The organism is Streptomyces sp. NPDC013317 (assembly GCF_055563155.1).
This window is the reverse complement of sequence record NZ_JBVHDX010000009.1, coordinates 38,161-55,853: the sequence shown is the minus strand read 5'-3', so window position 1 is coordinate 55,853 and position 17,693 is coordinate 38,161. Positions and strand designations below refer to the sequence as shown.

The following is a 17,693-nucleotide window of genomic DNA, read 5'->3' as shown; positions in this document are numbered from 1 at the left end:
GCCGGGCCCCGAGACGGACCCCGAGGCCGACCCCGGGGCCGGCCCGCGGGGCGGCCTAGAAGCCGAGCTTGCGGAGCTGCTTGGGGTCGCGCTGCCAGTCCTTCGCGACCTTCACGTGGAGGTCGAGGAAGACCGGGGTCCCGAGCAGCGCCTCGATGTGCTTGCGGGACTTCATCCCGACCTCCTTCAGGCGGCTGCCCTTCGGGCCGATGATGATCCCCTTCTGGCTGGGGCGCTCGATGTAGACGTTCGCGTGGATGTCGAGCAGCGGCTTGTCCGCCGGGCGGTCCTCACGCGGGATCATCTCCTCGACCACGACCGCGATCGAGTGCGGCAGCTCGTCCCGTACGCCTTCCAGCGCGGCCTCGCGGATCAGCTCCGCGACCATCACCTGCTCCGGCTCGTCCGTGAGGTCGCCCTCGGGGTAGAGCGGCGGGGACTCCGGCAGGAGCGGGATCAGCAGGTCGGCGACCAGCTGGACCTGCTTGTCGCCCACCGCGGAGACGGGGACGATCTGCTGCCACTCGAAGCCCAGCTCCTTGCCGAGCTGGTCGACGGCGATGAGCTGCTCGGCGAGCGTCTTGGAGTCGACCAGGTCGGTCTTGGTGACGATCGCGACCTTCGGGGTCTTCTTGATCCCCGCGAGCTCCTTGGCGATGAAACGGTCGCCGGGGCCGAGCTTCTGGTCGGCGGGCAGGCAGAAGCCGATCACGTCGACCTCGGCCCACGTCGTGCGCACGACGTCGTTCAGGCGCTCGCCGAGGAGCGTGCGCGGCTTGTGGAGGCCGGGCGTGTCCACCAGGATCAGCTGCGCGTCCGGGCGGTGCACGATGCCGCGCACGGTGTGCCGGGTGGTCTGCGGCCGGTTGGAGGTGATCGCCACCTTCTGGCCGACCAGAGCGTTCGTGAGAGTGGACTTGCCCGCGTTGGGGCGGCCGACGAAGCAGGCGAAGCCGGCCCGGTGGACGGCTTCGGATTCTTGGTTACGAGCGCTCATGGGGGCCATTCTCCCCGATGCGGGACGTCGTCACGTACTCAGTGCCCGCCGGAGCCCCTGCGGCGCCGACCCGCAGCCCGATCAGCGCCGCCGTTCCCCCGGCGAGCACGGTGGCCGCGGCGAGCCAGGGCAGCGCGAGGAAGGAGGCGCGCCCGGACTCCCGTACGTCCTTCGCGGTGGCCGTGAGCGTCACCTCGCCCCAGTCGAACTGCGGCGACCCCGTCCACCGCTCGGTGAGCCGGATCTTCTGGCGGGGCAGCAGCTCCGAGGGGATCTTCGCCAGGTCGCGGGCGAGCAGGGTGCGGCCGAAGACGCCCTCGGCGCGCAGGGCGACCCGGGGGTTGAGGGTGACGTTGCCGCGGTTGTGGAGCGTGTACGAGATGAGGGCGGTGCTCGTACCGGCGCCGGGGACGAGCGGCCGGTCCTGGTCGAGGGTGACGTCCTCGACCGCGAGGGCGGGGACGGTGGGGCCGTTGACCCGGAGGTAGACCCTGGCTCCGACGGCCCGCTGGACGCCGACCGCGACCGAGCCCTTCCCGCCGGGCTCCACGCGCTCGTCGAGGGCGACGACGGCCCCGGGGTGGTCTCCGGGCTCCGCGTCCTCGGGGACGGTCAGGGTGTACGGCACGGTGACGGAGGAGCGGGCCGGGACGGTGACACGGGTGCGGGCGGGTGCGATCCAGGCACCGGCGCCGGTCTGCTTCTCCCGGCTGGTACGGATGGCGAAGCCGCCGTCGCGTTCGGTGTTGTAGGCGTCGGCGCCGTAGAGCCGGAAGGTGCGGGGGGTGCCGGTCCTGTTGGCGACGGTGACCTCGTCGGTGACGGTCGTGCCGGGGTCCGCGGAGAGGTAGAAGTACGGCCGGCTGCCGAGCTGGGAGGCGGACGGGTAGACGGCCCACTCCCCGTTGTCGGCGGCTGGGGCGGACGGGGCGCCGAGCAGCACGAGCGCCGCCGCGACGAGGAGGACGTACAGCCTGGTGCGCACGGTGCGGCCCCTCCCGGGGTTCAGAGCGGGATTCCGGCGCAGGGGCCGGAGCGGGATTCCGGCGCAGGGGCCGGAGCGGGATTCCGGCGCAGGGGCCGGAGCGGGATTCCGGCGCAGGGGCCGGAGCGGGGTGGTGAGCGGGTTCGGAGCGGGCCGACCGGGTGCGCGCCCGGCCCGCTGGGTTCGTGCCGGGGATCAGCTGAGCGTGAGCGTCAGGACGCCCGCGTACGAGCCGGGCGCGGTGAACGCCGGGACGTCGAGGGAGACCTTGGCGTCGACGGTGAACTCACCGCCTGTGAGGGTGCCGTTCGGCGTCGAGGCGAGGGTCGCCCCGCCGCTGCCGACCGTGCCCGCCGAGCCGGGGACGCAGGTGCTCGGGCTGCCGGCCTTGGTGGTGCAGGCCGGGGTCCAGCTGAGGGCGCCGGCGCCGATGGAGCCGCCGGGTCCGGTGAAGTCGGTGACCTTGCCGGTCAGGGACCAGCCCGCGGGGCCGCCGCGGAAGTCCTTGACCGTCACCGTCTTCAGATCGCCGGTGGCCGCGCCGCCCTGACCGAAGTCGACGGACGACAGCTGGACGGCGTCACCGGCCTGGGTCATCGACAGCTGCCCCGCCGCGACGGACGCCGTGAGCTTCTGGCTGTTCGGCGGCTGCGGGGTGTCGTCGATGACGGTGTACGCGGCCGGTCCGGCACCCTTCTCCGGGTCCCAGGCCGCGCCCTCGTACGCCACGACCCCGGTCGTCGCCTTGTCGTCGACCTTCAGACGGGCGACGAACCCGCCCGTGCTGTCGGTCGTGACGGTCATCCTGTCGGCGGTCTCCGCCGCGCCGGACCGGCCGACGACGGTGACCTCGGCGAGCGGTGTGAACTTGGCGCCGGTCACGGTGACCCGGGCGCCGGGTGCGCCGGAGGCCGCGTCGAGAGCGATGTTGCGCTCGTTGGCTCCCGGCTGCGCGCTCGCGACGACCGTCTCGGAGACGGGGGCGGGCGGGTTCAGGACGGTACAGGGGGTGTCCAGCTCCATGATGTAGCTGGTGTGGATGTTGTAGTCGCCGGGCGAGAGATTGATCGAGCCGGGCGCGGTGACCGTGAACGTACCGGTCATCGAGAACGCCGGGAAGGCGCCCTTGCCGGGGACCGGCGGGTTCTTCTTGGGCCCGGTGACGGTGACCGCGCCGGACTGTGCGCCGCCGAGGACGACCTTGCCGCTCGGGGTCATGATGTCGGCCGGAAGGGCGAGGTCGACGGGGTTGGACGCGGCCGGCTTGGTGACGGTGTAGGTGACCGTGACGGTGTCGCCGACCTTGGGCGTGGGCTTGTCGACCGTGATCTCCGCCGTCGTGGTGCCCTCGATCGGCGGGATGCCGGCGATCGGCGGCGGGACGCAGCGGGTCGTGAAGTCCACCGCCTGGGACGCGGGAAGCGCTCCGGCCGGTGGGGCCAGCGCGCCGGCGACGCCGAACGCGAGGGCGGTGGCCCCGAGGGCGGCGGTCCAGCGCCGTCTTCGGGGCGGGTTTCTCAGAGCCATGTGTGCCCCCTCCTGAGGGATGAGAGGGCGCCATTGACGGCCGCGCGTGAGGAGAAGTCAATGGAATCGAAATGCACCGACTGATGGCCCATCAGATGCTGTCAAGATCGACGTTTTGCCTGGTCAGGCGCGTGTGCAACACAGGTACCGGCGCCGCTCGAGGCGACGCCGGCGAGTGGTGCGACAGGGGCCGTCAGAAGACGAACGGCCCGGGCGACTGCGAGGTGACCGCGTCACAGTTCACGGTCACGCCGAAGATCGTCATGGTGAGCGCGGTGCCGGCGAAGTACGAGTTGAGACTGTCGCCGGCGGCCACGGTCCCGCCGAGCGGACCGATCGTGACGGACTGGTTCGCCCCCAGGGCCGGGTTCTTGGTGCCGCTGAACACGCGGGTTCCGCCACCGCCCTTGGCCATCGTCAGCCGGGCGTTGATGGTGTCGGCGCCGACCGCCACCGGCGTCTTGACGGCCGAGGTGAGGGTGATCGTCGCGGCCGTGCCGCTCTGCGTGGCCTGGAGGGTTGCGAGCCCTCCGCCCCAGAACCCGCAGTCGTACGTCGCCGTGGCGCTGCCCGGTGTCACGGCGGCGGCCGCCGGGGCGAGGGCGAGTCCGGTCACGGCCAGCGCGCCCGCGAGGACGGCACCGATTCCTAAGTTGCTGCCTCTCATGAGGTCGTACCCCTTCCCGATGAAGCACGCAGGGGTGCGGACGCTGCGTGAGGCGTGAATCTGACGGCCCGTCGGACGGGCCGCTGTCATTGACGCGCACCCGGCCTGGGAAGACAAGAGACGTCCGTTGATTCTTCACGGACGCGCAAAGGGGGCCCGGCGTGCTGCCGAGCCCCCTTCGGGTCCGCCTGGACCTCAGCCCGCCGTGACCGCGACGCGCAGCTGCCCGTCGGGCCCGGCGAGCAGGACGGGGGTGTCCGGACCGCCGAGGTCGCGCACCGCCGCCCGGTCCGCGTCCGAGGCCGCGTCGGCGGTCGAGACGACGGCCGCGGCCTCCAGGGACTGGGCGCCACTGGCCACGGCCATCGCGACCGCGGTCTGCAGCGCGCTCAGCTTGAGCGACTCCAGGGCCACGGTCCCGGCCACGTACGTGCGACCGGTCTCGTCCCGTACCGCCGCGCCCTCGGGCACACCGTTGCGGGCGCGGGCGCTGCGCGCCAGCGTGATGATCTTGAGGTCCTCGGCGCCGAGGGCGCCGTGGTCAGGCTGAATCGTCATGCCCCGAGGATAGGTCGGGGCCCGGGATCAGCTCTGCGCGCCCTTCACGAACTTGTCGGTGGCGAGCTTGGCGAGGGTGTCGAAGTCCTTCTTGGCGGTGGCGGCGTCGGCGAGGTGCAGGAACCGCATCACACCGGTGCCCTGGCGGACGACGATGAGGTTCGGCTCGATCTTCATGCCGGGCGCGACCTCCAGCGACAGCTGGAAGGCGAGCGCCTCCTCCGCGCCCTGCGGGGCGGTGATCTTCTTCACCGCGACCTTCATCTTGGTGCCGTCGGCCTCGGTGGTGAAGTCGGGGCAGGCGTCCAGCGCGCCGCCGAGCTTCTTGATGTAGTCCGCGGCGCCGGTGCCGTCGAAGGTCACGATCTCCTCGGCGATCTCGGAGTCGTTGTTGCCCACCGCGAAGTCGCCGGTGGCGCCCTTGGTGGCGCCCGCGATGTCGCCGCCCAGCATCGGGGCGAGCGGCTCGCACGCGGCCTTGTCGACCTTGTAGACCGAGGAGGTCGTCTCGTGCTTGGTGGTCTTCCAGCCGGACGGCAGGTCCTTCACCTCGAGGATGCCGGCCTTCATCTGGGCGGCCGTCAGCGGCGTGGCGGGCGCGGCGGAGGTGGGTGCCGCGGACGTGGTGGCGGCCGGCTTGTCGGCGTCCTTCGTGGCGTCGTCCTTCGTGTCGCCGCCACCGCACGCGGCGACGAGGGAGAGCGCGGAGACGGTGAGGGCGGCGGCCAGGCCGTGGCGGATGCGAGTACGCATGGTGAGAGAACCCCTTGCAGGTGCGAGTGACGTGACTAACCGGCACCGGAGGGAGGGGACGGCCGGATCGCGAGGAGGATATCCGGCCGCTGTGACGTTCCTGTGCGCGGGGCGTCCATATCTGGAGCCCGAACGGCCGCTGGTCGGACCGTGATCGGGTGGGTACGAAGCCCGGCGGCGCTTCTCCGGGCCGGCCGGGCGCCGCGAGGCCTGCGGGCTACGGCCGGTCGAGGCGGAGACGGACCGCCTTCGGGAGGCCCGCGACCACCAGGTCGTAGGAGTCCTCGACGAGCTCCCGGACCATGCGGTCCGGGAGTTCGCCGACGGTCACCGTGTTCCAGTGACGCTTGTTCATGTGGTAGCCGGGGGCGACCGCCGGGTACTCCTCGCGGAGCCGCACCGCCTCCTCCGGCTCGCACTTGAGGTTGATGCGCAGGGGTCTGCCGTCGAGCCAGGACAGCGCGAACATCTTCCCGGCGACCTTGAAGACGGAGGTGTCCGGCCCGAAGGGGAACTCCTCCGTCGCGTCGTTGAACTCCAGGCAGAAGGCGCGCAGCTGGTCAGGCGTCATCCCCGGTCCCTTCGGCGGCGGGCACGGGCTCCGCGAGCACCGTCACGATCTTGTTCCGCCGACCCGCCGGGGACTCGGCGGTCAGCCGCAGTGAGCGCCCGTCGGGCAGCTCCACGACCGCCTTGGCTCCGGAGATCGGCACGCGGCCGAGCGCCTTGGCGAGGAGTCCGCCGACGGTCTCCACGTCCTCGTCGTCGTACTCGTCAGGGCCGAAGCCGTACAGCTCGCCGAGGTCGCCGATGTCCAGTCGGGCGGTGACCCGGTAGCGGTCGTCGCCCAGCTCCTGGACCGGCGGGAGCTCCCGGTCGTACTCGTCGGTGATCTCCCCGACGATCTCCTCCAGGATGTCCTCGATCGTGACGATCCCGGCCGTGCCGCCGTACTCGTCGATGACGACGGCGACGTGGTTGCGCTCCTGCTGCATCTCGCGCAGCAGGTCGCCCGCGTTCTTGGTGTCCGGTACGAAGGCCGCCGCGCGCATCGCCGTGGACACCAGGTCCGCCTCGGCGTCCCGGTTGATGTGCGTCTTGCGGACCAGGTCCTTCAGATACACGATGCCGACGATGTCGTCCTCGTTCTCGCCCGTGACGGGGATCCGCGAGAAGCCGGACCGCAGCGCGAGCGTGAGCGCCTGACGGACCGTCTTGTACCGCTCGATGCAGACGAGGTCGGTGCGCGGCACCATGACCTCCCGTACGAGCGTGTCGCCGAGTTCGAAGACGGAGTGCACCATCCGGCGCTCGTCGTCCTCGATCAGCGACTCCTGCTCGGCCAGGTCGACCATCGCCCGCAGCTCGGCCTCGGAGGCGAAGGGTCCCTTGCGGAAGCCCTTGCCGGGGGTGAGCGCGTTGCCGACGAGGATGAGCAGCTGCGGGATCGGGCCCATGACGCGGGCCAGCGGCAGCAGGACGTACGCGGCCGCGGTCGCCGTGTTCAGCGGGTGCTGCCGTCCGATGGTGCGCGGCGAGACGCCGACGGCGACGTACGAGACGAGCACCATCACCGCGATGGCGACCAGCAGGGCCTGCCAGGTCTCGGAGAACTCCTCCAGGCAGGCGTACGTGACGAGGACGCCGGCCGCCATCTCACAGGCGACGCGGACGAGCAGCGCGACGTTGAGATAGCGGGTCGGGTCCGCGGCGACCTGCGCCAGCTTCTCGGCGCCGCGGCGCCCCGACCGTACGGCCTCGGCGGCGCGGAAACTGGAGACCCGGGCGATGCCGGCCTCGGCGCAGGCGGCCAGCCAGGCGACGATGACCAGGCCGACGGCGCCGAGGATGAGCGATGCGTCCATCGGGGGCTCAGGAGACGGTCGGCGCCGGGGAGGGGCCGGTCAGGCCCTTCTCCGCGCGCCAGCCGTCGACGATCGCCGCCTGGAGGCCGAACATCTCGGCCTTCTCGTCCGGCTCCTCGTGGTCGTACCCCAGCAGATGCAGCACTCCGTGGACGGTGAGGAGCTGGAGCTCCTCGTCCATGGAGTGCTGCGTCGGCGCGTCCTTGCCCTGCTGGGTGGCGACCTCGGGGCAGAGCACGATGTCGCCGAGGAGGCCCTGCGGGGGCTCCTCGTCGTCCTTCGTGGGCGGGCGCAGCTCGTCCATCGGAAAGGACATGACGTCCGTCGGGCCCGGCAGGTCCATCCACTGGATGTGGAGCTGCTCCATCGCCTCGGCGTCCACGACGATCACCGAGAGTTCGGAGAGCGGGTGGATGCGCATCCGCGCGAGCGCGTAGCGGGCGATGTCGAGGATCGCCTGCTCGTCGACCTCGGTTCCGGACTCGTTGTTGACGTCGATCGACATGGTGCTTCTCTGCTCCAGCTTCGGAAAGTCACAGGCCGTTGCGGCTGTCGTACTGCTCGTACGCGTCGACGATACGGCCGACGAGCTTGTGCCGGACGACATCCTGCGAGGTGAGCATCGAGAAGTGCACGTCGGGGACGCCGTCCAGGATGTCCCGGACCTGGCGGAGACCGCTCTTGGTGCCGCCGGGCAGGTCGACCTGGGTGATGTCGCCGGTGATGACGATCTTGGATTCGAAGCCGAGCCGGGTGAGGAACATCTTCATCTGCTCGGGGTTCGTGTTCTGCGCCTCGTCGAGGATGATGAACGCGTCGTTGAGCGTCCGTCCTCGCATGTACGCCAGCGGCGCGACCTCGATCGTGCCCGAGGCCATCAGCTTCGGGATCGAGTCCGGGTCGAGCATGTCGTGCAGCGCGTCGTAGAGCGGGCGCAGGTACGGGTCGATCTTCTCGTAGAGCGTGCCGGGCAGGAAGCCGAGCCGCTCGCCCGCCTCGACGGCCGGCCGGGTCAGGATGATCCGGGTGACCTGCTTGGACTGCAGGGCCTGGACCGCCTTGGCCATGGCCAGGTACGTCTTGCCGGTGCCCGCGGGGCCGATGCCGAAGACGATCGTGTGCTTGTCGATCGCGTCGACGTACCGCTTCTGGTTGAGGGTCTTGGGGCGGATGGTGCGACCGCGGCTGGAGAGGATGTTCTGCGTGAGCACCTCGGCCGGGGTCTCCTGGCCGGCCTCCGCCTTGCCGTTCTCGCTCGCCCTGAGCATGGCGATCGAGCGTTCCACTGCGTCCTCCGTCATCGGCTGTCCGGTGCGGAGCACCAGCATCATCTCGTCGAACAGGCGCTGGATGAGAGCGACTTCCGCCGCCTCGCCCACCGCGCTGACCTGGTTGCCCCGGACATGGATGTCGGCCTTCGGGAACTCCCTCTCGATCACGCGCAGGAGTGCGTCACCGGAGCCGAGAACGGTCACCATCGGATGCTTGGCGGGGACGGTGAAGTGGGCGCGGGCCTCGCCCGGCGCGCCCTGGGGTGCTGTGGGTGTCTGAGTCATGGGCCGGCACTGTGGCCTGCGCATACCTCCCGTTGCAGGGTTCTCGCTGCTCGACAACCTCTGGGGTACCAAGCCTACGACTTGTCACCGACACGGCCGAAGGCTTTTACGACGGGGCCGCTCTGAACCCGATCGTCGGGACCGCTCGCCGCAGGGGCCAGGGGCGGGTCGCGGCCGGGAGCAGCCGCTCCAGGAAGGCGTACCGGCCGCGCAGGGCCTCCGGGTCCTGGCAGACGTGCTCCTGGACGTGCTCCCACCAGGTGGCGACCTCGCCCCAGCCGGGCGCGGAGAGCGAGCCGCCGAATTCCTGGACGGAGAGCGCGGCGATCAGTCCGGCGAAGGCCAGCCGGTCGGCGAGGGGCCAGTCCGCGAGGGTGCCGGTGACGAATCCGGCCACGAAGACGTCGCCCGCGCCGGTCGGGTCGAGGGCGGAGACCTCGATGGCCGGGACCTCCGCGGTCTCGCCGGTGGCGCCGTCGACCGCGTACGCGCCCTCCGCGCCGAGGGTGACCACGGCGTAGCGGACCTTGTCGGCGAGGGCGCGGGCGGCGGCCCGCGGGCAGTCGGTGCGGGTGTAGCGCATGGCCTCCTGGGCGTTGGGCAGGAAGGCCTCGCAGTGCTCCAGGTCGGTCAGGCCGTTCAGGTCCCAGCGGCCGGTGTCGTCCCAGCCGACGTCGGCGAAGACCCGCGCGCCGCCCCGCGCGGCCTGGGCGACCCACTCCTCCGTGCGGCCCGGCGCCAGGGAGGCGACGGCGGCCCGGGCGTGCGGCGGGTAGGCGGGCAGGGCGTCGTCCAGGGGCGGGGCCTCGTGGCCGTGGGAGACCATCGTGCGCTCGCCCTCGTACGCCATGGAGACGGTGACCGGGGAGTGCCAGCCGGGCACGGTGCGGGAGAGCGAGAGGTCGATGCCCTCGCCCTGCTCAAGGGCGTCCCAGCAGTACTCGCCGTAGTGGTCGTCCCCGAACGCGGCGGCGAGCGAGGTGCGCAGGCCGAGGCGGGCGAGGGCGGTGGCCATGTTGGCGACGCCGCCGGGGCTGGAACCCATGCCCCTGGCCCAGGACTCGGTGCCGCGCACGGGGGCGCAGTCGAGGCCGGTGAAGATGATGTCGAGGAAGACCGTGCCGGTGAGGAAGACGTCGCAGGCGGGGTCGGTGGGCTCGCGCAGACGCACCAACGGGTCGACTCCCGCGTCGCGTTGCTGGTCTCCCCTTGCTGTGGTCACGGCAGGCTCCCCGAACATGGTGCGGATCAGGTCAAGTGTGCCCGATGGGGCCTGAGTGGCGGGTGCGGCGAGACGAGAAAGCGCGCTTTTACCCGGGGAACCCGACCCCAAACCCATGGTGACCCAGATCACATTCCGAATGCGGGGTTTCCTTCCCTTTCGGGCTTCTGCGGGCCCCCGCCCGCTTGATAAATATGTCCCGCGACCCCGTGCAACACCGGGCGCCCCTCCCGTACCTTCCGTTCCCTGGAACACCCATGTCGTCGCGCCCGCGTGCCCTGGGGCCTCTTGTCGCCCTGTTCACGGCCGGTTATCTCGCTCCGTACCTCCTCCCGACCGTCGTCGGCAGACTCTCCGCCGGACTCGGCCTCACCCCGGCCCAGGCGGGACTGGTCGGCTCGGTGCTGCTCCTCTCCTCCGCCTCGGCCGGCTTCACGCTGGCCTCGCGCGTGGAGCGGCTCGGCCCGCGCCGGGCGGCCCGCATCGGCCTCCTCGCGATGATCGTCGGCTATGGCTCGGCGGCGCTGACCACGAGCGTTCCGCAGGTGGTCGGCGGTGCGGTGGCCGGCGGCTTCGGCTCCGGTACGACGCTGGCGGTGGCCGCGGCGGGCATCGCGGCGCAGCGGGACCCGCACCGGGCCTCGACGCTCGGCCTGCTGTCCGTCTCGGCGACGGCGGGCGCGCTCTACCTCTCGCTCCCCCACCTCGGCGGCGGCCACGCGCTGCCGTTCGCGTCCATCGCGGTGGCGGCGGCGCTGGTCTGGCCGCTGACACGGGGCCTGGCGGGCGGACCGGCAGGCGGCCTGGGCCGTCCGACGGGCGGGGCCGGGCGCCCCGCCGCGGAGCCGGTCCGGGTCGGGGGCGGGGGCTCTCCGCTCCCCCACCGGCGCTCGGGTCTCGTCCTCGCCGGGGCGATCCTGTGCTGGTCCATGGCACAGAACGCCCTCTGGGGCGTCAGCGGCCGGATCGGGCTCACCCAGGCCGGGCTGAGCGAGGTCACCGTCGGCGCCGTCTTCGCGGTGGCGCTGGGGGCCGGACTCGCGGGAGTGACGGCCGCGGGGGCGCTCGGCTCGCGGATCGGCAGGGCCGCGCCGGTCGGGGCGGGCACGGCGATCATCGCCGGGTGCGTGCTGATCAGCTCACGCGCCGAGAACCTGGCCGCCTTCGCGACCGGCGAGATCCTCTGGAACGTCTTCTACCCGGTCGTCCTGTCGTACCTGCTCGGTCTCGCCGCCTCCCTGGACCCGCGCGGCCGCTGGGCCGTGCTGGTCGGCTCGGCTTCCTCCCTGGGCGTGGCCTGCGGGCCGGTCGCCGGCAGCGTCCTGTCCGAGCAGGCCGGCTACCCGGGCATGGGCCTGGTCCTGTGCGTGCTGCTCCTGCTGGTCGCGGTCCCGATGACGGCGGTCGCGCTGCACACCTCGGGCCGCCCGCTGGTCCCCGGCTCCGTGCGCCGTCGCGGCGGCGCCCCGGCGGCGGTGCTGGCGGGCACGACGACCGCCGCGACGGGCCTGGTGCCGCAGATGGGCGCCCCCGAGCAGGAGGTCACCGAGATCCCGGTCCCCACCCGCCGCCGCGCCGACCGCCGGTCCTTCCGCCTGGCCCGCCCGAGCGACCGGGGCTAGCGAGAAGGGCCTACGGGCGCCGGGATCGGCCCGGCGCCCGTCCACGGCCTCGGCCACGGCCTCGACTCCGTACGCCTCACTCCGCGTCGAAGTCGTACGCCTCGACCTCGGCCACGTAGCGCGCCCTGCGGTCCTCGTCGTCGTCCAGGAACGAGGCCTCGAAGGAGTTGCGGGCCAGCGTCCGCAGCTGCTCCCGGTCCAGCCCCAGCGCACCCCGCACCGCGTCGAACGTGTCGCCCACGTAGCCGCCGAAGTACGCCGGGTCGTCCGAGTTGACCGTCGCCATCAGACCCGCGCCCAGCATCGAGGCCAGCGGGTGGTCCTCCAGGACGTCGATCGCGCGCAGGCGTACGTTCGACAGCGGGCAGAGCGTGAGCGGCACCCGCTCCCGCACGAGGCGTGACACCAGCTCCGGGTCCTCCATGCACCGCAGCCCGTGGTCGATCCGCTCCACGCCGAGGACGTCCAGCGCCTCGCGGATGTACGCCGGCGGGCCCTCCTCGCCCGCGTGCGCGACCTTCCGCAGACCGAGGGCCTCGGCCGCCGCGAACACCTCGCGGAACTTCGACGGCGGATGGCCCACCTCCGCCGAGTCCAGGCCGACGCCCGTGATCCGGTGCAGATACGGCCGCGCGGCCTCCAGCGTGGCCATCGCCGACTCGGCGGACTCGTCCCGCAGGAAGCACATGATCAGCCGCGTCGAGACGCCGTGCCGTTCCTCCGCCCCGTCGAGCGCGCGGGCCAGGCCCTCGATCACGGTGCCGATCGGGAGCCCGCGCGCCGTGTGTGCCTGCGGGTCGAAGAAGATCTCGGCGTGCCGCACCCCCTGCGCGGCGGCCCGCGCCAGGTAGGCGTCGGCCAGCTCGGTGAAGTCCTCGGCCGTGTGGAGCACGGCCATCAGCCCGTAGTACAGGTCGAGGAAGGACTGCAGATCGCTGAAGAGGTACGCCTTGCGCAGCTCCTCGGTGTCCGCGTACGGCAGGGTGACGCCGTTGCGCGCGGCGAGCGCGAACGCCAGCTCGGGTTCGAGGGTGCCTTCGATGTGGAGGTGGAGTTCGGCCTTGGGGAGGGGCATGGATCTATCTTTTCGGTAGGGGGACCCTCATCAGGTCCTGGGCAATGCTCAACTCGCCGTCGAACCCGGCCGCCCGCGCCTGCCGTTCGAACTCGGCGGGGTCGCCGTACCGCTGCGAGAAGTGGGTCAGGACGAGGTGCCTCACCCCCGCGTCACGCGCGACGGCGGCGGCCTGTCCGGCCGTCAGATGGCCGTGGTCGGTGGCGAGCCGGACGTCCTCGTCGAGGAAGGTCGACTCGATGACGAGCATGTCGGCGCCCTCGGCGAGCGCGTACACGCCGTCGCAGAGCCGGGTGTCCATGACGAACGCGAACCGCTGCCCGCGCCGCACCTCGCTGACCTCCTCCAGCGTCACACCGTCCAGGACGCCCTCGCGCTGGATCCGGCCGACGTCCGGACCCTTGATGCCGTGCGCGGCGAGCCGCTCGGGCAGGATGCGGCGCCCGTCGGGCTCGGTGACGCGGTAGCCGTACGACTCCACCGGGTGCGAGAGCAGGTACGCGTCGAGCGTGTACGAGTCGGTCACCGCGAGGAGCCCGTCGGCGTCCACCGGGGCCTCCGTCAGCCTCACCGTCTCGCGGTAGGCCGTCGCGTACCGGAGCCGCTCGAAGAAGCGCTGCCCGCTCGCCGGGTAGTGCGCGGTGACCGGGTGCGGGACCTGGTCGAGGTTGATCCGCTGGATCACCCCGGCCAGGCCGAGCGAGTGGTCGCCGTGGAAGTGCGTGACGCAGATCCGGTCGATGTCGTGCGCGGCGACACCGGCCCGCAGCATCTGGCGCTGGGTGCCCTCGCCGGGATCGAACAGGATGCCCTGGCCGTCCCAGCGCAGCAGGTAGCCGTTGTGGTTGCGGTGCCGGGTCGGGACCTGGCTGGCGGTCCCGAGCACGACGAGTTCGCGTACGGACACGTCTTATCCCGGGGGCCAGTTGAGACCGCGGCCGCCGAGAACGTGCGCGTGGGCGTGGAAGACGGTCTGGCCCGCGCCGGCCCCGGTGTTGAAGATGATGCGGAAGCCGGTGCCGTCGACCTTCTCCTGCGCGGCGATCTCGCCGGCCTCGCGCAGCACGTCCGCGGCGATGGTCGGCGCGGCGGCGGCGAGGCTGGCGGCGTCGGGGTAGTGGACGCGCGGGATGACGAGCACGTGCGTGGGCGCCTGGGGGTTGATGTCCCGGAAGGCGAGGGTGGTCTCCGTCTCACGCACGATCGTCGCCGGAACCTCCCCGTCCGCGATCTTGCAGAACAGGCAGTCGCTCTGCGGCTCTCCGGCCATGGCCCGGGCCTCCTCGCCTCGGAAGATCAGATACTCCGGCATCGTATCGGCCGTGTCACCGACCGCGCTCGGGTCCGGGGGCGCGGCGCTGCAGGCGGGAGCGGCTGACCCAGTAGGTGATGATCACGATCCAGAACAGCGGGTAGCCGAGTGCCCCGACGACGGACGCGTCCAGCGTCACCACGGCCATGGAGACCGCCGAGTGGAGCCCGAGCAGTCCGACGGCGATCGCCATGGCGAGCACGGGCGGGCAGTTGCGCGCCACGAGGATCAGCGGGCGGCGCAGCCGCGGCGGTACGCGCCGGGTGATCCACACCGCCCAGCCCGCCCAGCCGCCGACGAGGACGACCGTGCCGATCAGGTACGGGACCAGTGCGTCGCCACCCGAGCCGCCGGTGCGGAGCGGCGCGGAGCCGAGGCCGGCGGCGAGGAAGCCGGCCAGGGCCACCCAGCGGGCCCCCGCGGCGGTGCCCCAGGCCATGGTCTCCAGGTTGTAGCGGGCCTGGCGGTCGTTCGTGTCCAGCGCCGCCGACTCGACGAAGCCCGCGGCGGCCTTCGTCCACGACCCCGGCCGGAACCAGCGTCGGCGCAGATGCAGGAGGGAGAGGTTGTTGTGGGCCTCGCTGCTCTGCGGATCGAGGCGCAGCGCCGTCTCGTAGGCCTGCCGGGCGACGCGGTGGTCGCCGGTGCGCTGGGCGGTGAGGCCGACGAGGAAATGCGCGTCGCTCTCCTCGGGGCCCAGCGCGACGGCGGTCCGGGCAGCCTCGTACGCCTCGCGCCGGCGCTCGAGGCGGACGGACCGGTCGAGGACGGTGCCGAGGGCGTAGTGGCTGCCCCAGTACCGCGGGGCGAGTTCGACGGCGTACCGGGCGGACCGTTCCGCCTCCTCGTACCGCTTCAGGGCGAGGAGGACGTGGGTGCGCATCAACCAGGCCGGCAGCGAGTCCGGTTCGGCGAGCAGGGCCGCCTCGACCGACTCGAGTGCCTCCTGTTCGCGGCCCAGCCGGTGCCGGCAGCGGGCCAGCAGGACCAGCGCGGCGGCGTTCTGCGGGTCGGTGGCCAGATGCTGCGCGGCGAGGGCGGCGGCCTGCTCGTACCTCCCCACGTCGAAGAGGGCGTCGGCCCTGTCCAGGGCGGGGTGCATCAGACCTTGTCCCGGTCATGGGTGATGCTGAGCAGGTTCGGTACGAGTCCGACCCAGAACAGGACCTGCGGGACCGTGCGGTCGGTCCACGGCACGAGGAGCATCACCAGGGCGCAGAGCGTCGCGAGGGTGGCCTGCGCGAGGACGACCCGGGGCCAGAACAGCCGTCGCACGAGCGCGCGCACGGTCAGCCGGGCGCCGGTGCGCATCCGCCGGTAGCGGCGCAGGGCGCCGAAGCCCCACACCGCCGCCATCAGCGCGAACGCCCAGAGCCGGGTGCCGAGGTCGACGGGGAGCTCCTTCGGCTCCTCGCCGTCGGTCGGGAAGACGTCGAGGGTGACACCCGCCAGGACCAGGCAGAGCAGCGCGAGCCAGCGCGTCCCCCGCAGCATCCGGTAGACGGCCTTGTCGAGGTCCCTGCGCAGCCAGTTGGAGTCGGGGGCCGAGGCGAGACCGCCGGCGTAGAGGTCGGCGGCCTGCGCGGCGGAGGTGCCGGGCTTCGCGGCCTCGTCCTCCGTGGCCATCGTCACGGCGAGGGTGTTGGTCGGGTCGATCCGCAGGAGCTGCCGGACGGCGTCGTCGGCGAGGTCGGGGCGCCGGTTGAAGAGGGCCAGCTTGTACAGGGCCTCCCACGCGCGGGGCTCCTCGGGCCCCAGCCGGACGGCCTCCTGTGCCTCCGCGAGTCCCTCGACGACCGCCGCCGCGTCGCCTCCCGGGAACCGGTCGCTCACGAAGGGCATCAGCTCGGCGCGCACGGCGCGCGGTGCCCAGTAGTCCGGGTCGAGACGGATGGTCTCCCGCATCGCCTCCTCGGCGTCGTGGGGCCGCCCCTGCCGCCGCAGTGCGACACCGCGGATGTAGTGCCCGAAGGCGAAGTCCGGGTTGTGGGCCAGCGCCGCGTCGGCGGCGGCGAGGCCCTCTGCGCACCGCTCCTCGGCGATGAGGCAGCGGGCGAGCAGCACCAGGGCGTGGTGGTCGTCCGGGGCCTCGGCGATCCACCGGGCGACGCGCTCCCGGCTCTCGCCGTACCGGCCCATGCCGTAGAGCAGTTCGGCCTGTTCCAACTCCGGGTGCTTCACGCTCACAGCTTCCGCTTCTTCTTCAGGTAGGTGACCAGGTCGTCGTACATCCCGCCGTCGTTGGCGAACATCGCCACGTTGCGGGCGGCGGCGAACCAGGACTCGCTCGACGGCTTCAGCTGCTTCGCCGCGCCCAGCAGATCCCTCATGTCGATCATGCGGACGGTGCCGGTACGGGCGGAGTCGAGGAGCGCGGACTCGGCGGCCGTCTCGCAGAGATGGGCGAGGTCGGCACCGGAGAAGTCCTCGGTGATCTTGACGAGCTTGCCGAGGTCGACCGATTCGATGGGACGCTCGCGCAGGTGGTAGCGGAGGATCGCCTCGCGGGCCGGAGCGTCGGGCGGCAGCACGAGCAGGGTCCGGTCGAGGCGGCCGGGTCGGCGCAGCGCGAGGTCCACGTCCCAGGGGACGTTGGTGGCGGCGAGGACGAAGACGCCCTCGTTCTCGGCCCCGTCGACTCCGTCGAGCTCGGTGAGGAGCTGGTTGACGACGTTGCGCAGTCCGCTGTGGTGCGTACGGGAGCGCTTGGCGCCGAGGGCGTCCAGCTCGTCGAGGAAGACGACGCACGGGGCCTGGGCGCGGGCGGTCTCGAAGATGTCGTGGACGTTCTTCTCGGACGTGCCGATGTACATGTCGAGGATGTCGGAGAGCGAGATCGACATGAAACTCGCGCCGAGTTCGCCGGCGACGGCACGGGCGATGAAGGTCTTGCCGCAGCCGGGCGGGCCGTACAGGAGCAGGCCGCCGCGCAGGGACTTGCCGTACAGCCTGCGCAGTTCGGGGTTGCGCATGGGGGCGAGGAAGGCGGCCTCCAGGCGGTCCTTGACCTCCTGCATGCCGCCGACGTCGGCGAGGCGTACGGAGCCGGGGGCGTCGATGTCCCAGGCCGAGGCGTCCCCGGGGTCTCCGCCGCCGTCGGAGGTGAGCGGCTGCTCCAGGTCGTCGCCGTCACCGCTGCCGCCCTCGACGAACCGGGGCCCGACGAGGTCCCCGACCTCCTGCTCGGCCGCGTTCCAGTCGAAGGAGGAGGACCGGGCGGGGGCCGCGTCGGCGGCCGGGGCGGTCGCGGCGGCTTCGGTAGCGGGGGTCGCGGGGACGGCTTCCGCTGCCGGGGCCGCCGCGGGCTGTCCCATCGCCCGGAGCATCAGCGCCCGCGCCGCCTCGTCACCCGGCGCGCGCTGGAGGGCGACGGCGGCCTCGGTGACGGCCTCGTCGCCGCGCCCCTCCACGAGGAGCAGTTCGGCGAAGTGCAGCCGCAGGGGCACGTCTTCGGGCGCGGCGGCGACCGCGGCGCGCAGACTACGGATCAGAGGAGACTCGTCGGACATGCGGTCACCCTATGAACCGACATGCCTTCCGCACCCACCGGGTCC

At 72.3% G+C, this 17,693-nt stretch carries 18 protein-coding genes; 1 reads left to right on the top strand and 17 read right to left on the bottom strand.

Annotated features, from left to right (window positions below; genetic code table 11):
• Positions 1 to 55: 55 nt before the first annotated feature.
• The 11 genes from era to ACZ3IJ_RS22930 form a co-directional block, all read right to left on the bottom strand.
• Positions 56 to 1,006: a GTPase Era gene (era, locus tag ACZ3IJ_RS22980; RefSeq protein ID WP_467470966.1), complete on the bottom strand. Its 951-nt coding sequence runs from the start codon at positions 1,004 to 1,006 to the stop codon at positions 56 to 58.
• Positions 984 to 1,982, bottom strand: a complete 999-nt coding sequence (locus tag ACZ3IJ_RS22975; RefSeq protein ID WP_467470964.1) for a DUF916 domain-containing protein — start codon at positions 1,980 to 1,982, stop codon at positions 984 to 986. The genes era and ACZ3IJ_RS22975 overlap by 23 nt, the downstream gene beginning before the upstream one ends.
• Positions 1,983 to 2,177: 195 nt before the next feature.
• Positions 2,178 to 3,509, bottom strand: a complete 1,332-nt coding sequence (locus tag ACZ3IJ_RS22970) for a WxL domain-containing protein (protein ID WP_467470962.1) — start codon at positions 3,507 to 3,509, stop codon at positions 2,178 to 2,180.
• 193 nt (positions 3,510 to 3,702) lie between these two features.
• Positions 3,703 to 4,176 (bottom strand): hypothetical protein, encoded by a 474-nt coding sequence (locus tag ACZ3IJ_RS22965; RefSeq protein WP_467470960.1) that lies wholly within the window; start codon positions 4,174 to 4,176, stop codon positions 3,703 to 3,705.
• A 195-nt stretch (positions 4,177 to 4,371) separates the two neighbouring features.
• Positions 4,372 to 4,734 carry a cytidine deaminase gene (locus ACZ3IJ_RS22960; RefSeq protein ID WP_467470958.1) on the bottom strand — a complete coding sequence of 121 codons (363 nt, stop codon included), beginning with the start codon at positions 4,732 to 4,734 and terminating at the stop codon, positions 4,372 to 4,374.
• Between the two features lie 27 nt (positions 4,735 to 4,761).
• Positions 4,762 to 5,487, bottom strand: a complete 726-nt coding sequence (locus ACZ3IJ_RS22955; RefSeq protein WP_467470956.1) for a hypothetical protein — start codon at positions 5,485 to 5,487, stop codon at positions 4,762 to 4,764.
• A gap of 217 nt (positions 5,488 to 5,704) precedes the next feature.
• Complete coding sequence (locus tag ACZ3IJ_RS22950) at positions 5,705 to 6,058, bottom strand: MmcQ/YjbR family DNA-binding protein (protein ID WP_352187912.1); 354 nt, start codon at positions 6,056 to 6,058, stop codon at positions 5,705 to 5,707.
• A complete protein-coding gene (locus ACZ3IJ_RS22945; RefSeq protein ID WP_467470954.1) occupies positions 6,048 to 7,352 on the bottom strand; it encodes a hemolysin family protein in 1,305 nt (434 codons plus the stop codon). Before ACZ3IJ_RS22945 ends, ACZ3IJ_RS22950 begins: the two co-directional genes overlap by 11 nt.
• Positions 7,353 to 7,359: 7 nt before the next feature.
• Positions 7,360 to 7,857 (bottom strand): rRNA maturation RNase YbeY, encoded by a 498-nt coding sequence (gene ybeY, locus ACZ3IJ_RS22940; protein WP_352187910.1) that lies wholly within the window; start codon positions 7,855 to 7,857, stop codon positions 7,360 to 7,362.
• Positions 7,858 to 7,885: 28 nt separating this feature from the next.
• Positions 7,886 to 8,908, bottom strand: coding sequence for a PhoH family protein (locus ACZ3IJ_RS22935; protein WP_467470952.1), 1,023 nt, complete (start codon positions 8,906 to 8,908; stop codon positions 7,886 to 7,888).
• Between the two features lie 106 nt (positions 8,909 to 9,014).
• Positions 9,015 to 10,148: a PfkB family carbohydrate kinase gene (locus ACZ3IJ_RS22930; protein ID WP_467470950.1), complete on the bottom strand. Its 1,134-nt coding sequence runs from the start codon at positions 10,146 to 10,148 to the stop codon at positions 9,015 to 9,017.
• Between the two features lie 239 nt (positions 10,149 to 10,387).
• Here ACZ3IJ_RS22930 and ACZ3IJ_RS22925 point away from each other — a divergent pair, with 239 nt between their 5' ends.
• A complete protein-coding gene (locus ACZ3IJ_RS22925; protein ID WP_467470948.1) occupies positions 10,388 to 11,752 on the top strand; it encodes an MFS transporter in 1,365 nt (454 codons plus the stop codon).
• A gap of 76 nt (positions 11,753 to 11,828) precedes the next feature.
• On the opposite strand, the gene ACZ3IJ_RS22920 is transcribed toward ACZ3IJ_RS22925, so the two are convergent.
• The 6 genes from ACZ3IJ_RS22920 to ACZ3IJ_RS22895 are packed head-to-tail and all read right to left on the bottom strand — an operon-like array spanning position 11,829 to position 17,648.
• A complete protein-coding gene (locus ACZ3IJ_RS22920; RefSeq protein ID WP_467470946.1) occupies positions 11,829 to 12,827 on the bottom strand; it encodes an adenosine deaminase in 999 nt (332 codons plus the stop codon).
• A gap of 4 nt (positions 12,828 to 12,831) precedes the next feature.
• Entirely contained in the window at positions 12,832 to 13,734 is a 903-nt protein-coding gene (locus ACZ3IJ_RS22915; RefSeq protein ID WP_467470944.1) for a ribonuclease Z, read from the bottom strand.
• Positions 13,735 to 13,737: 3 nt separating this feature from the next.
• Positions 13,738 to 14,097, bottom strand: a complete 360-nt coding sequence (locus tag ACZ3IJ_RS22910; protein WP_391797586.1) for a histidine triad nucleotide-binding protein — start codon at positions 14,095 to 14,097, stop codon at positions 13,738 to 13,740.
• Positions 14,098 to 14,152: 55 nt separating this feature from the next.
• The gene (locus ACZ3IJ_RS22905) at positions 14,153 to 15,241 is read right to left on the bottom strand and encodes a tetratricopeptide repeat protein (protein ID WP_467470941.1); all 1,089 of its coding nucleotides are present in this window, start codon (positions 15,239 to 15,241) and stop codon (positions 14,153 to 14,155) included.
• Positions 15,241 to 16,326 (bottom strand): tetratricopeptide repeat protein, encoded by a 1,086-nt coding sequence (locus ACZ3IJ_RS22900; protein WP_467470939.1) that lies wholly within the window; start codon positions 16,324 to 16,326, stop codon positions 15,241 to 15,243. The genes ACZ3IJ_RS22905 and ACZ3IJ_RS22900 overlap by 1 nt, the downstream gene beginning before the upstream one ends.
• On the bottom strand, positions 16,323 to 17,648 hold the full coding sequence (locus tag ACZ3IJ_RS22895) for an AAA family ATPase (RefSeq protein ID WP_467470937.1): 1,326 nt from the start codon (positions 17,646 to 17,648) through the stop codon (positions 16,323 to 16,325). The genes ACZ3IJ_RS22900 and ACZ3IJ_RS22895 overlap by 4 nt, the downstream gene beginning before the upstream one ends.
• Positions 17,649 to 17,693 lie beyond the last annotated feature (45 nt).